The sequence below is a fragment of the Rhizobium sp. Root482 genome (genome assembly GCF_001426565.1).
Classification (GTDB): domain Bacteria; phylum Pseudomonadota; class Alphaproteobacteria; order Rhizobiales; family Rhizobiaceae; genus Pararhizobium.
Genome location: NZ_LMFA01000022.1, coordinates 1,479 through 15,597 on the forward strand (window position 1 = coordinate 1,479; position 14,119 = coordinate 15,597).

Annotated in this window: 13 protein-coding genes; 5 read left to right on the forward strand and 8 right to left on the reverse strand. The window is 62.1% G+C overall.

Annotated elements, in window-relative coordinates; translation table 11 throughout:
* The 5 genes from ASD31_RS26240 to ASD31_RS16155 all read left to right on the forward strand — a co-directional run.
* Positions 1-249 (forward strand): phosphonoacetaldehyde reductase (locus ASD31_RS26240; protein ID WP_162251164.1); only part of this gene is annotated, 249 nt, incomplete at its 5' end.
* Between the two features lie 6 nt (positions 250-255).
* Positions 256-513 carry a hypothetical protein gene (locus ASD31_RS16140; protein WP_056335882.1) on the forward strand — a complete coding sequence of 86 codons (258 nt, stop codon included), beginning with the start codon at positions 256-258 and terminating at the stop codon, positions 511-513.
* Between the two features lie 307 nt (positions 514-820).
* The gene (locus tag ASD31_RS16145) at positions 821-1,132 is read left to right on the forward strand and encodes a (2Fe-2S)-binding protein (RefSeq protein ID WP_056335883.1); all 312 of its coding nucleotides are present in this window, start codon (positions 821-823) and stop codon (positions 1,130-1,132) included.
* Positions 1,098-1,583, forward strand: coding sequence for a bacterioferritin (gene bfr, locus ASD31_RS16150; protein ID WP_056335887.1), 486 nt, complete (start codon positions 1,098-1,100; stop codon positions 1,581-1,583). Before ASD31_RS16145 ends, bfr begins: the two co-directional genes overlap by 35 nt.
* Before the next feature lie 472 nt (positions 1,584-2,055).
* Entirely contained in the window at positions 2,056-5,091 is a 3,036-nt protein-coding gene (locus ASD31_RS16155) for a calcium-binding protein (protein ID WP_056335889.1), read from the forward strand.
* 92 nt (positions 5,092-5,183) lie between these two features.
* Here ASD31_RS16155 and ASD31_RS16160 read toward each other — a convergent pair whose 3' ends face one another.
* The 8 genes from ASD31_RS16160 to ASD31_RS16195 form a co-directional block, all read right to left on the reverse strand.
* Entirely contained in the window at positions 5,184-5,711 is a 528-nt protein-coding gene (locus tag ASD31_RS16160) for an RNA pyrophosphohydrolase (RefSeq protein ID WP_056337146.1), read from the reverse strand.
* A gap of 70 nt (positions 5,712-5,781) precedes the next feature.
* Positions 5,782-6,978, reverse strand: coding sequence for a divergent polysaccharide deacetylase family protein (locus ASD31_RS16165; protein WP_056335892.1), 1,197 nt, complete (start codon positions 6,976-6,978; stop codon positions 5,782-5,784).
* 118 nt (positions 6,979-7,096) lie between these two features.
* Positions 7,097-8,419, reverse strand: a complete 1,323-nt coding sequence (locus ASD31_RS16170) for a S41 family peptidase (RefSeq protein ID WP_056335894.1) — start codon at positions 8,417-8,419, stop codon at positions 7,097-7,099.
* Positions 8,409-9,863 (reverse strand): murein hydrolase activator EnvC family protein, encoded by a 1,455-nt coding sequence (locus ASD31_RS16175; RefSeq protein ID WP_056335897.1) that lies wholly within the window; start codon positions 9,861-9,863, stop codon positions 8,409-8,411. The genes ASD31_RS16170 and ASD31_RS16175 overlap by 11 nt, the downstream gene beginning before the upstream one ends.
* A 123-nt stretch (positions 9,864-9,986) precedes the next feature.
* Entirely contained in the window at positions 9,987-12,035 is a 2,049-nt protein-coding gene (locus ASD31_RS16180; protein WP_156392687.1) for a diguanylate cyclase, read from the reverse strand.
* 218 nt (positions 12,036-12,253) lie between these two features.
* Complete coding sequence (gene rlmH / locus ASD31_RS16185) at positions 12,254-12,736, reverse strand: 23S rRNA (pseudouridine(1915)-N(3))-methyltransferase RlmH (RefSeq protein WP_056335902.1); 483 nt, start codon at positions 12,734-12,736, stop codon at positions 12,254-12,256.
* Between the two features lie 202 nt (positions 12,737-12,938).
* Positions 12,939-13,406: a ribosome silencing factor gene (rsfS, locus tag ASD31_RS16190; RefSeq protein WP_244483870.1), complete on the reverse strand. Its 468-nt coding sequence runs from the start codon at positions 13,404-13,406 to the stop codon at positions 12,939-12,941.
* Between the two features lie 73 nt (positions 13,407-13,479).
* Complete coding sequence (locus ASD31_RS16195) at positions 13,480-14,082, reverse strand: nicotinate-nucleotide adenylyltransferase (RefSeq protein ID WP_056337153.1); 603 nt, start codon at positions 14,080-14,082, stop codon at positions 13,480-13,482.
* Positions 14,083-14,119 lie beyond the last annotated feature (37 nt).

Consider the following 14,119-nt stretch of genomic DNA (forward strand, 5'->3'; position numbering starts at 1 on the left):
CTCGACGCCCTCGCGCAAGCGCTCGGCCACGCGGATGCGCAGGCGCTGAAAAAGGTGGTGGCGCAAATCCTGAAGGATGCCGATATCGGCACCTATTTCAGCAAATACGTCAAAAACCCCACCGACATCCTCAAGCATGTCTCGGAAATGATCACGCCGAACCGCTCCGGCAACAATATGCGCAATGTCGATTTTCCGGATATCGACCTGATCGTCCGCAATACGCTTGAAAACTATATGACGGTCTGAAATGGGGTGGGGCGTCTCGACGCCCTCGCGCAAGCGCTCGGCCACGCGGATGCGCAGGCGCTGAAAAAGGTGGTGGCGCAAATCCTGAAGGATGCCGATATCGGCACCTATTTCAGCAAATACGTCAAAAACCCCACCGACATCCTCAAGCATGTCTCGGAAATGATCACGCCGAACCGCTCCGGCAACAATATGCGCAATGTCGATTTTCCGGATATCGACCTGATCGTCCGCAATACGCTTGAAAACTATATGACGGTCTGAAATGGGGTGGGGGCCGCGTCAAGCCGGCCTCGCTTCCTGCGACTCACCAGCCGGGATGGCGCGACCACTCGGTGCGATCCGGAAAATTTCCGGATTTCGGCCGGCGCGTTTCGGTGAGCCGCCAGGCTGATTTCCCACGTGCTGCGCTTGCCGACATCATAAAGCGATGAAAACACGATATTTTTTATCAAGTTTGGAATCGCTCTAAATTCCGCCCGGATTCCTGGCTCGAATTTTTTGTTGACAGCAATTGTCCGCTTTTGCTTTATGATGAAATTCAGTGCGTTGCGTATCACGGGCAGGCGAGATGCTGGTTTGTAGCTGCAATTTCATCACCGACAAAGACATCCAGGAAACCATCATCGGACTTCTGGATGAGGATTGCTGGCAGCTGATCGTGCCTGCGAAAGTCTATCACGCCATGGAAAAGCGCGGCCGTTGCTGCGGCTGTTTTCCCAATGTCGTCGACATCATCATCCGCACCACCGAGCAATATCATGCCGCCCGGCACTCGACGGATGACCAGATATTTGATTTCATGACCCGCCTCAAACACTTCCATGAAGAAAACAGGAGAGCGGACCTTGAAAGGCGACACAAAAGTCATCGAGCAGCTTAACGAAGCGCTCCATCTCGAACTTGGCGCAGTCAACCAGTACTGGGTCCATTACCGCCTTCTCGACGATTGGGGCTACACGCTTCTTGCCAAGAAGGAGCGTGCCGAATCGATCGAAGAGATGCACCATGCCGACAAGCTGATCGCGCGTATCATCTTCCTCGAAGGCCATCCCAACCTCCAGACGGTGGCGCCGCTCCGGATCGGCCAGAATGTCAAGGAAGTGCTGGAAGCCGATCTTGCCGGCGAACACGATGCCCGCGCGGCCTACAAGAGGTCCCGTGACATCTGTCACGACGCCGGCGATTATGTCTCCATGAAGCTGTTCGAAGAACTGCTGATCGACGAGGAAGGCCATATCGACTTCCTCGAGACTCAGCTTGATCTCTTCAACACGATCGGCGCGGAAAAATACGGCCAGCTCAACGCCGCCCCGGCAAACGAAGCCGAATAGCTCTGTGTGGCGCCCGTTCAGCGGGCGCCCCTCCTCGCCGCCGGCATGTCGATCTTTCTGCCGCCGGACAAAGCCGCCCGGGCGTGGTTGCGCCGACGGCCCGGCTATGTCTCCCGGTGCCGTAGCACCGAATGGTAATTTCTCTCCCCGACCTTCCTCTTCGATCAGCCATCTGGCCCGGCCAGTAGGGACCCAAAGCGTGTTCCCGCGGGAACACGAGAACGCTTGCGCCTGCCGATATATCCTTCGCATGCAGGGATCGGACAACGGTCCTGCTCGTAGAAACAGACCTCGCAAGAGCGGTCGATCGGGAGGAGCCGACGAGGCAATCCAGCGCCCAGGCTGACACACTTCCCCACCTATCCCGCCCATAGGGCGAAGACCTCAATCCGGAAAACGACAGGCTTCGACACGACCGCCGCGGCGGCGATCGGACAATTGCGTGTTTTCCACCGATCATCAGGAGATGAGAATGGCATATATTACAGGAACAGCGGGCAATGACATATTGCGGGGCAATGATCTCGAAGGGGATTTCATCATGGGCCTTGCCGGCCTGGACTCGATCGTCGGCGGCATGGGCTCGGACTTCATCCAGGCCGGAGAAGGCAATGATACGGTCTCGGGATCCTTCCAGAACGATTTTATGTTCGGCGAGGATGGCAACGACACGCTGAAGGGAAACAGCGGCAATGACCAGATCGACGGCGGCGCCGGCAAGGACATAATGAGCGGCGGCAGCGGCCGCGACACGATCGCGGTCGGGGATTCCACCATTGCATCCGGCGATACGGTCGACGGCGGCTCCGGCACCGACCAGCTGTCCGTCGATTATTCGGCGGCGACTGCCAAGCTCAATTTCACCGTCAAGGACTGGATCGCGCCGCAGACGCTGACGGGCGGAATCAAGGTCACCAATGTCGAATCCTTCGCCATTACAGGCACCGATTTCAGCGATACGATCACCGGCGGCAATTATGACGATTTCTTCCAGGGCGGCGCCGGCAATGACATCCTGTCCGGCGGGCGCGGCTATGACGTGCTCATCGGCGGCGCCGGCACGGATACGCTAAGGGGCGGCTATGGTACCGACACGCTGCTCGGCGATATCGGCAACGACACGCTCTATGGAGACCAGGGCCTGGATCTGCTGTTCGGCGGCGATGGCAATGACAAGCTCTACGGCGGCGAAGGCGGCGACATCCTCAACGGTGACGATGGCGACGACTATCTCTCGGGCAGCCATGGCGACGACATGATGTCAGGCGGTGCTGGCAATGACACGTTGAATGGCCATGCCGATGGTGACTGGATCGATGGTGGCACTGGCAACGACATCATCGACGGTGGCTCCGGCAATGATACCATCTCTTATACATTTGGAGAGGGGAAGGACACGATCACCGACACGAGCGGCAGCGATCGCCTGGTGCTGCGCAACTTCACCGGCAACTTCACCGCCAAGGCGGCGACCGAGGTCAACACGCTTTCGGGCGGCACCACCTTTCAGGGCATGGATCACTATACGATCTACGCGACCGGCAGCGGTGCCAACAAGATCACCACCGGCACCGGCGATGACATCGTCCATGCCGAGGGTGGCGATGACTGGATCTCCGCCGGCGCGGGCAACGATTTGATCGAGACCGGGCTGGGCAAGGACAAGGCCTATGGCGGCAGCGGCAATGATTATATCGGCCTCGGCGACGGTGGCGCCGACTATGCCGATGGTGGCAGCGGCACGGACACCGTCATGGTCGATCGCCGCTCGCTGACGGCCGCCCAGACCTTCTCCGTGAGCAGCACCACGGCAACGCTGACGGATGGCACGAGCCTCAAGAATTTCGAGCATTACGTCGCCATGTTCGGCAAGGGCAACGATGTCGTCAAATCCGTCGGCTCGGCGCAAAGCGTCGAATTCTACGGTTATGACGGCAACGACACCCTCATCGGCACCGCCGGATCCGATGTCCTCGACGGCGGCAAGGGCAACGACGTGTTGAGCGCGGGCGCCGGTTCAGACTGGATCTACGACAATGATGGCGGCACCAACAAGATCACTGCCGGCGACGGCAACGATGTCGTCAAGGTCGGGGATGGCTATTCCGGCGGCGTCCTCATCGGCCATAATACGGTCGATCTGGGAACCGGCAATGACAGCTTCTACCGCAGCGCCTCGACCGGCAAGCTTAATCTCCAGGGCGGCACCGGCACCGATTTCGCCTCGATCGATTTCAGCAAATATACTGATGGTATCACCTTCAAGCTTTCCTCCAGCGTGACCACCACCAATGCGCCGGTCGTGGTCAACAATGTCGAGCGGATCGCGCTTACTGGCGGCAGCGGCAACGACGTCTTCACGGGCGGCAGTCTCAATGATGATCTGCGCGGCGGCAAGGGCAATGACACGCTCACCGGCGGCGGCGGCAATGATTTCATCTCCGGCGATCTCGGCAGCGATCTGTTGAAGGGCGGCGCCGGCGACGACATCATCTATGGCGACGGCTATGGCCTGACAGGCGGCAAGGATCGGATCTACGGCGAGGACGGCAACGATATAGCCTATCTCGGCATTGGCGACCGCGCCGATGGCGGCACCGGCACCGACCGGGTGAGCCTTGATGTCTCCGAACAGAGCAAGGATATCGGCTTCACCTTTTCCACCGGCACCGTCAACGTCGACTCGGTAACCTGGTTCAAAGCCTTCGAAGCGCTCGACTATTCCGGCAGCAAGGGCAAGGATACCGTCACCGGCGGCAGCCTTAACGACAATCTCGAGGGCAATGCCGGCAATGATATCCTGCGCGGCGCCGACGGCAATGACAGCCTGTGGGACGGCGCGGGAAGCGACCAGTTGTTCGGCGATGCCGGCAATGACAGGCTTACCCGCACCGACGCGACCGGCAAGGATGTCTTCGACGGCGGCACTGGTACGGACACGCTTGCCTTCAGCGAAGGTTCGACCTCCGTCGTGCTCGACCTGATGACCCAGAGCAAGAACAAGGGGCTGGCGCTGGGGCTGACGGTGAAGAACTTCGAGATCATCGAAGGCAGCGCCAATGATGACGACATCCGCGGCGATGCCAAGGCCAATATGCTGAAGGGTGGCGATGCCGACGACATTCTCGATGGGCGCGACGGCAACGACACGCTCGTCGGCGGTGCCGGCGACGACTGGCTGACCGGCGGCAAGGGCAATGACAAGTTCGTCTTCGACCTGGACGGGCGGGGCGACGACGGCGACGTCATCACCGACTTCACCCGCGGCCAGGACAAGCTTGTCATCGACCGCAGCGACTACGGCATCAGTGCCGGGGATTCGACCGTGACCCTGGTCGTGGGCGCCGATCCGGTGGCAACGAGCAGCAAGGGCACCTTCCTGTTCGAAAGCGACAATGGCCGCTTGTGGTTCGACGCCGATGGCAAGGGAACCGATGCAGATCTCGAACTCGTCGCCATCCTGCAGAACGTGACGACGCTCTCGACCAGCGATTTCGCCTTTGCCTAGAAGCGTTTCACTGACATGAAAGGCATCCGCTCCGGGGACGGGGCGGATGCCGCATGGTGAGGGCTGGGGTGTGGGCGGAGATTTGTGCTGCTCTACTCCGCCAGATGGGCGAAGGTTGTGATGACTTTTTCGTAGGCGTCGCGCTTGAAGGTGACGATCAGGCCGGGCAGGTCGTGCATGGGCTTCCAGGCCCATTGGTCGAATTCCGGTTCATGGCCGCCGGGGGGCGGGTTGATGGCGATTTCGGACTCGTCGCCATCGAAGCGGAAGGCGAACCAGCGCTGGGTCTGGCCGCGATACCGGCCCTTGAGGCCGATGCCGAGAAGATGGGCCGGCAGGTCATAGTTGATCCAGTCGGGCGCCTCTGCCAGCAGCGAAACCGAGGTCATGCCGGTTTCCTCGTAAAGCTCGCGATAGGCGGCCTTCAGCGGGTCCTCGCCCTTGTCGATGCCACCCTGCGGCATCTGCCAGAGCTGGGCGGACCCGTCATATTCGGAATTGCCGAGCGGGATGCGGCGACCGGCCCAGACGAGGCCCTTACGGTTGAGAACCATGATGCCGACGCAGGGACGATAGGGCAGGTCCTCCGCCTTCACAGGTTCGCGTTTGTCCTTGCTCATTTCATCCCCTTCCAGCGGTTCGTCCATAGGAATGCCCGCGATGTTCGCACCGCATCCCAGCGGTCATAGGCTATTGTTGTTGCGGATCCTTGACGAGCGCCGAGACGCCGACGAATTCGATGCCGCGGGCGCCGGCTTCGTCCATCCAGCGGGCAATCGCCTCGACGCTTTCATCGAAGGCCGAGGCGACGCCGATCGCCGCGCCGTTTCGCCGGGCAACGCGTTCGAGATCGTCGAGCTTCTTGAGGATCGCGGTCCTGTCGATTTCAGTGTCGATGACCATGTCGGCAAAGCCATGGGGAACGCCGATCGTATCGGCGAGCGTGCCGGTCAGGGATTGCGCCGAGGTGCCGTCGTCGAGGAACAGGAGGCCGCGCCGGCCAAGATCGCGCATCACCGGCTCCAGCGCATCGGCATCGGAGAGGAAGCGGCCGCCGAGAAAATTCATGATGCCGGTATAATTGGTAATGCTGGCAAGCGAGGAATGCAGCTCCGACAGGTTCTTTTCGGCGCTCACGTCGACGCGCAGCGTGTGCGGGCCGGGATCATTATCCGGATAATCGAACGGCTCGAACGGTACCTGAAGCAGGATTTCATGGCCGGAGCGCCGGGCTTCCTGCATCCAGCGCTGCAGGCTGTTGCCGCTGGCGGCAAACGCCATCGTGACCTCCGGCGACAATTGGCGCAGCGCATTCTGCGTGCCGGTCTGGCTAAGGCCGAGCCCGCCCACAACGAGCGCGATCCGGGTGCCGCGCGTGCCCGACCAGGGCCGCGCATACTGGTCCATCGGCCGCAATCCGTCAGGCCCGACGATCGGCAGCCGCCCTTCGGGGCTGTCCTCCAGCAGGGCGTCGTTGGGAAAGGCGGCGACCCGCAGGTCCTGCCCCTTGGTGCGGCCGACCTCGATAAAGGCCGGGCCGTCGCCGGAGCGCCGGCGGGGCGAGAATTTGGTGACGACCGAGCCGTCATTGGTCAGCGTTTCCTCGACATGGGCGCCGGAAAGCCCGCCGCTTGTCGGCGGCTTGCGTAGGGTGCCGGCGTCCGCCGCCGTGGTTTCTGCTTTTTGCGGGGTATCGGCCGCAATTTCGGTTTCCGGCGTCGTCTCGATCAGGCCTGTTGGCCTGAGCGCGATCCAGGCAGACCCGCCGACAAGCGCGATCACGGCAAGGCCAATGGCGGCCCGGCCGAGCGACAAGCCCGGTTTGTCTGTTTTCGAGGAGCGCGCCTTGCGGTTCTGACCAAGAGGAGCGTTGAGATCTGTTCCCAAGGGGGCCTCTGCCGACCGGTGTTGTGGGGAAGGGGTCCCCGGCAACGTGCCGGGGAAGATAACCGCCGCCCGGGTGGAACCGGGCGGCGTTAACAGGATCGCGCCAAAGCGATGATGCCTACTGTTTCAGCTCGGCCTTTTCCGGATTGGCCGGGAAGGCCGGATCGGTCTTCTTGCCGCGCAGAAGGTCGAGCGCATAGTTCAACTGCAGGTCGTCCTTGGCTTCCGGCGGGACATAGGCGATCGAGCCGGAGCCCTCTTCCGTCTCGCTCTGGCCCTGGATATGGCCGCGCAGGCTGGATTCGCTGGTGGCTTCGACCTTGCCGAGCAATTCCGGCGGCAGCGGCTGCTCGACCTTGATATCCGGCGAGATACCGGTGCCCTGGATCGATTTGCCCGACGGCGTGTAGTAGAGCGCGGTTGTCAGGCGCAGTGCCCCTGCTTCGCCGAGCGGGATGATGGTCTGCACCGAGCCCTTGCCGAAGGACCGCGTGCCGAGAACCGTGGCGCGCTTCAGATCCTGCAGGGCGCCGGCGACGATTTCGGAGGCCGAGGCCGAGCCGCCATTGACGAGCACGACAACCGGCTTGCCATCCGTGAGGTCGCCTGCCGTGGCATTGAAGCGGCGCGTCTCGTCGGCATTGCGGCCGCGCGTCGAAACCACCTCGCCGCGCTCCAGGAAAGCGTCGGAAACGTTGATCGCCTGATCGAGAAGGCCGCCCGGGTTGAGGCGCAGGTCGAGGACATAGCCCTTCAGCTTGTCGGCGGGAACCTCGGCCTTGATCTTCTCGATGCCGGCCTTCAGGTCGTCATAGGTCTTTTCGGTGAAGGAAATCACCCTCAGATAGCCGACATCGTCTTCCGTGCGGAACTTGACGGCGCGGACGGCGATGATGTCGCGGACGATCGTTATCTCGATCGGCTTCTCGGCGCCCTTGCGCAGGATGGTCAGCTTGATCGACTTGCCGACCGGGCCGCGCATCTTGTCGACGGCTTCCTCGAGCTTGAGGCCGCGCACGTCCTGGCCGTCGATCTTGGAAATGAAGTCGCCGGCGAGCACGCCGGCCTTGGCGGCGGGCGTATCGTCGATCGGGCTCGTCACCTTGACCAGCTCGTCTTCCATGGTGACCTCGATGCCGAGACCGCCGAATTCGCCCTTCGTCTGGGTGCGCATGTCTTCCGCATCGGTGGAATTCATGTAGCTGGAATGGGGATCGAGCGAGGAGAGCATGCCGTTGATGGCATTCTCGATCAGCTTGTCATCCTGCGGCGGCGTCACATATTGCGCGCGCACCCGCTCGAACACATCGCCGAAGATCGACAATTCGCGATAGGTCGACGCATTGGCCGCAACGGCCGGGACCGAGGCGGAATAAACAACGCCCATGGCGGTGGCACCCATCAGCGCCCCGACCAGAACAAGTGAAGCCCTACGAATCATTTCGTGCCTTTCCGGTGTCTGCTGCGGTCCACCATGGCTGGGAATCAACCGGTTTACCGTCTTTCCTGAATTCAATGTAAAGCGTTGGTCGTTCTGTTTCCAGCGCCAATGCGGTTGCGCTCGCCACTCTTTTGGCGCCCATGGCGCCAAGCGGTTCGCCGGCGACGACGAACTGTCCCTGCTGCACCGAAACCTCCTCCAGCCCCGACAGGACCACATGGTAGCCGTCGCCGGGATTGAGGATGATCATCTGGCCGTAGCTGCGAAACTTGCCGGCAAAGACGATCCAGCCATCCGATGGCGCCGTCACCACGGCGCCGACGGCGGTTTCGAGCATCATGCCCTGAAGCGAATGCCCCGTGCCGTCCGAATCGCCGAAGCGACGCAGGATCGATCCGGCAACCGGAAGCGCAAGCTTTTTCCGCAGGTCCGAAAAGGCATATGCAGGTGCAATGCGGTTTTTGTCGGGCGCCGTATTCCTTGCCAGTTCGCGAGCTCTTTCGCGCTCGGCCAGCGACATGCGGCGGCGAGCTTCTTCCTCTGCCCGCGCCGCGGCGGCCGCGTCGCGAACCGAGGCGATCTCGGTTTCGATGGAGCCGATCAGGCCTTCGAGGCTGGTCGATTGGGCGGCAAGCTGTTCGGCCTTGCGGTGCTCGGCCAGAAGCTCGCCGGCGCTGCGCTGCTTGAGCTTCTGCGTTTCCATGATCAGCAATTCCATGCGCCGCTCCTCTTCGAGCAGCCCCGCCATGTCCGTGCCCAGCGCCTGCTTCTGCGTGGTGATGTCCTTGCGCAGGCCGGCCAGGGCCTTGAGGTCGGCGGCGAGGTCTTCGGTCTCGCTACGAATGCCGGGCACCACGGCGCCCAGCAGGATGGCGCTTCTAACCGAGCCCAGCGCATCCTCGGGCGTGACGAGAAGGGCAGGCGGAGGATTGCGCCCCATGCGCTGCAGGGCGGCCAGCACTTCTGCAAGCACGCTGCGCCTTGCACGCAAGGAGGCGTGGACGGCATCCTCCTTGGTTCTGAGCGCCGCAAGGCCGGCTTCGCCGTCGAGAATCTGCTGTTCGAGCGCCTTGCGCTTGCCGGCCGAATCGACGATCGCCGTCCTCAGGGTCTCGGTGGTCTTTTCCAGCTCGGCAATGCCGGCCTGCAATTCGGCGGCGCGATCGTTCGAAAGAGTGATCGTCTCGGAAAGCGCTTCCAGCTCACGGCGGGTGCTGTCGCGCCTGAGAGCAAGGGTGGCAACGGGATCGGCCTGTTGCGGCGTCTCGCCGGCCGTCGCCTGCGGATCGGTGGCCGGTGCCGCCTGTTCCTGAACGGGCGCTTGGGATTGGGCCTGAGCCTGAGATTGAAAAGCGACAAAAAGCCCGGCGGCCAGAAGGCCGGCGCCACGGCGCAAGGGTGCGGCTCGGATCGGCACCTTCGGCTTTGCTGGATCTCTGTTCATTCCGCCATTTTCTGTGAACTGGTCGTCATTGCAGAATCTATGCTGATTTGCCCCGCGCCGCCAACAGCCATTCCCGCAAAATGCGGCAGCGGGATGGCAAAGCATGCGCTGCGCAGCCAGCCTTCAGCCGAAGGCGCGTTGGCCGTCGATCGGCTGATCGTTAGGATTTGACTCGGTGTCGAGCTGTTCCACGGCCAGTGCGGCGAAACCGGACAGCAGTTTCCGCTGGTCCTCGTCAAAGACGGTGCGTGGCACCGGATCCGCAATGCATATCATGCCGATGGACGCGCCGGTTTCGCGATCGAGCAGCGGCGCTCCGGCGTAAAAGCGGATCGCCGGCTGCCCGGCCAGACTTGCACCGGCAAAGCGGATATCAAGTGCTGCGTCCAGCACGACGAAACTATCCGGATCTTCCAGAATTCTGGCGTAGAAAGAAAGGTCCGGACCGGCTGCATCCGCGAAAATACCGGCCTTTCCAGACAGGCGCTGCAGGGTCGCGTCACCAAGCGTGATGAAGGCCATGGTCGTGCCGAATGCCAGCGCCGCCATATGGCTGACGCGGTCGAGGCTGACATTCACCTCCGGCGCGGGGCGGAGGACGTCGTCGTCGCCTGCGGCCCGGGCCGCTTCGTTGGCGGCGGCAAGCGCGGGCAGGCCGCCCGGCTGATGCGTGACGACGCGGTTTCGGCCGCTGCGTTTGGCGCCGTAGAGCGCTTCGTCGGCCGCGGCAACCAATTCTGCCGGTGTCGCGGGAGAGAAGGCGGCCGATGACTGGCCGGTGGCGGTGCCGAAGCTGGCGGTGACATGGCCGGTATGGCTGCGGCTATGGGCAATCGCCCGGCTTTCGATCGCCGCGCGGATCGACTCGGCCACGAAGCGGGCGCTCGTCTCGTCCGTATTGGGCAAAATGACCGCGATCTCCTCGCCGCCATAGCGCGCGGCGATATCGGTCGCGCGCGTCATATGGGTTCTTATCGTCTGCGCGATCATCCTCAGGCAATCGTCGCCCGCCTGGTGACCATAGATATCGTTGAAGAACTTGAAGCGATCGACATCGATCATGATGACGGAGATCGGTTCGCCACGCCGCCATGCAGCTGCGAATTCCTCTTCGAGCATGGCGTCGAAATGGCGGCGGTTGTGCAGGCCGGTCAAGCCATCGACCTGGGAAAGCGTGCGATAGCGCAGTTCGTTGGATCGTCGCCGGCGCAATTCCCGCCCGAGCATGATGGAAAGCCCGACGACGCAGACGGCGAGCAGGGCGAAGGCCAGGCATGTCGTGACCGCGAGTTTCTTCCAGCCGACATAGATTTCCTCGGTCGATAAGCCGACGGAGACGATAAGGGGCAGGGTGTCGACCTGGCTGGCACTGAACAGGCGTTCGCCGCCATCGACGGCGGAGACGGCTGTAAACGGTTCCCGAGCGGCGGCGAGCTGCCAGAACATCGGGGACGTGATGAAATTCCTGCCGACCGAGTTTTCGGGATCGGGTGCCCGCAAAAGCAAGGTTCCGTCGGTCGCGAAAAGGGAGACCGCGCCCTTCTCGCCCAGATCCAGGGAGTGAAGCAAGGGCGAAAAGCGCGACAGGCGCAACATGAAGGCGGCGACGCCGGCAAAGCGGCCGTTCCGGTCCATCAGCCGGCGGCTGAGCACGACGACATCCTGCTTGAGTGGCGATAGGGTGACCATCTTTGCGGTGAAGAGCGCGTCGCCGCGGCTGCGTTCATGGGTGTAGAAGAAGGCCTCGTTGGCGTAATCCGTGCGGGTACGCGGACTGGTTTCCGAACTGAGGACCAGGCTTCCGCTCGAATCGAGAACATAGATTTCGCCGAGCCCGGCATCGTTCGAGGAACTGCCGAGAAGTGCCCGGCGCTTCTGCTGGTCGAAGCGGAAATCGGCATTGGTGCGGATCATTTCGCGCACCGACAGGAGCGCCTGGTCTGCACTGCTGAAGGCTTGGACGATATCACGCCGGATGGTGGCATCGAGATTGCGCGCGGCGATTTCGGCCTGGCGCCAGTCCTGCTGGCGCTGATCCACGAGCAGGACGGCGAAAAGCGCTGCAAAACCCGCCAGAATGATGAACAGCACGAAAGCCCAGAGGAAGCGGAAGGCCTCGCGCCAGCCCGCTGCGGCGCGCCTGTGGGGCAGCAATTCCGATAGGCTTTTCAAGTCCACCTGCTCCCCGGCAGTTGCGTCAGGAATGGCCTGTCGACTGACATCCTGTCGCGACACGGCGCATCCCGTCAGGAAGCATAGCGGGAGGCGATTAACGGCTCATTACAGAGAACGGCTTTCGAAGATATCTCCAAATGGCAATTTTCCCGCGCGGCCCGGATTTTCGGGCGTGCATGACCTCATGCATCCCTGCCGGGCCAACCCAAGGAGCCCTAGACGCGATGATAGGGATGGCCCGAGAGGATCGTGACGGCGCGATAGAGCTGCTCGGCGATGAGGATGCGCACGAGCTGGTGTGGCCAGGTCATCCTGCCCAGGCAGATGACCGCATCCGCCTTGCCGTGAAGCGAGGGGTCAAGGCCGTCGGCGCCGCCGATCGCCAGCATGAGATCACGCTTGCCGCTATCGCGGAACGTTCCGAGAAGGGCCGCGAAGCCGGCGGAGTCCAGCTGTTTGCCGCGTTCGTCGAGCAGGATGAGGAGGCTTGATTCGGGGAGGGATTTTTCGAGCAGCGCCGCTTCCTCGCGCTTGCGGGTATCGGCATTGGAGGCGCGGCTTTCGACCGTTTCGGTCACGCGCGACAATTCAAGCCCGATGGCCGGGCCGGCCTTGGAGAACCGGTCGAGATAGCGGGCCGCAAGGTCCTTCTCCGGCCCCGGCTTCAGCCGCCCGACGGCAAAAAGCCCGATCCGCATTCGCTACCCCATTGTTGAGCTGTCAAGGCCGCGATTACCTTGCCGCCGACAGGCTTCAAACCTGAGGCAGTCAAGTGATCGCGCAAACAGCCTAGCCTTGAAGGCCGCAACCGGGCAAGGGCCCGCGTCTTGGCCGCCGGAGCTTGTCGGTCGTTGCTGTGCACCGCGTCCCTCAAGACACCCGCAGCTTAGTGCCCACGGCTTAGTGCAATGTGCCGTCTTCCATATCCGGAGCCGCCCACATCTTCTCGATGTTGTAGAACTCGCGGATTTCCGGGCGGAACACATGGATGATGATGTCGCCATTGTCGATCAGCACCCAGTCGCCGGTTTCCAGGCCTTCGACGCGGGCATTTCCGAGACCTGCGTCCTTGAGATCGGAGATAAGGTGATCGGCGATCGCCATGACATGCCTGCTCGACCGCCCGGAGACGACGACCATGTAGTCTCCCAGCGCCGATTTTCCGGCAATGTTGATGGTGACGATATCTTCTGCCTTCGAGTCCTCGAGGCTTTCGAGGACCAGCTTGAGAGCACGGGCGGCGGCTTCGTCGCTGCGTTCCGGGCTTTGGGGGAAGATGCGCGTGACATTTCCCTTGGCGTGTACTGTTGTCAGGTGTTTTTCCTTTCCAAATGAACAGAACAGGCACGGCATGATTCGAATATTCATCGAACCACACCCTAAATGTAGGCACTGATACCTTAAGGTTTCAAGACATGAGAACTGAATGATGGTTATTCATTCAGGTGGGCGATGCCTGCTGCTCGGATTTTCCGCGCAGCGCGGTCGAGCTGAGCGGCGAGCGCGGCCCGTGGATGAAGGTCCAGGCGGGCGCCTTGCGGAAGGCCAGCGCCCGGGCGTGATCCTCGTCGATACGGGCATGGGAGAATGTCTGGGCCATTTTCGAGGAGAGATAGGAGAGGGTGGCGCCGGGGCGATCGATGACGGCGATCGGAAAGGTGCAGGCGATCTTTCGCCAATCCTGCCAATGGTGGAAGCTTTTGAGATTGTCGGCGCCCATGATCCAGACGAAGCGGATCGCCCGGTTCTTCTCGCGAATCTTCTCGAGCGTGCGCGCCGTATAGCTCTGTCCGAACCTCTGCTCGAAAGCGGTGACCTTGATGCGCGGATCATCGGCGATCGCTTCGCTGAGCGCGATCCGCTCGGCAAGCGGTGCAAGCTGGTTGCGGCTCTTCAGGGGATTGCCCGGCGTCACCATCCACCAGAGCTGATCAAGGCCAAGCCTGCGCAGCGCAATGTCGGCGACCAGGACATGGCCGTCATGCGGAGGATTGAACGAGCCTCCGAACAGGCCGACCACCATGCCGCTCTCGACATGGGGCATTTTCAGATAGAACGGATCGACGTCGCCAGAATGCACC

Coding starts and splice junctions, on each gene's coding strand:
- ASD31_RS16145 (WP_056335883.1), top strand. CDS start 821: ATGCTGGTTTGTAGCTGCAATTTCATCACCGACAAAGACATCCAGGAA.
- ASD31_RS16155 (WP_056335889.1), top strand. CDS start 2,056: ATGGCATATATTACAGGAACAGCGGGCAATGACATATTGCGGGGCAAT.
- ASD31_RS16160 (WP_056337146.1), bottom strand. CDS start 5,711: ATGAGCAAGGACAAACGCGAACCTGTGAAGGCGGAGGACCTGCCCTAT.
- ASD31_RS16170 (WP_056335894.1), bottom strand. CDS start 8,419: ATGATTCGTAGGGCTTCACTTGTTCTGGTCGGGGCGCTGATGGGTGCC.
- ASD31_RS16175 (WP_056335897.1), bottom strand. CDS start 9,863: ATGAACAGAGATCCAGCAAAGCCGAAGGTGCCGATCCGAGCCGCACCC.
- rlmH (WP_056335902.1), bottom strand. CDS start 12,736: ATGCGGATCGGGCTTTTTGCCGTCGGGCGGCTGAAGCCGGGGCCGGAG.
- rsfS (WP_244483870.1), bottom strand. CDS start 13,406: ATGAATATTCGAATCATGCCGTGCCTGTTCTGTTCATTTGGAAAGGAA.
- ASD31_RS16195 (WP_056337153.1), bottom strand. CDS start 14,082: ATGCCCCATGTCGAGAGCGGCATGGTGGTCGGCCTGTTCGGAGGCTCG.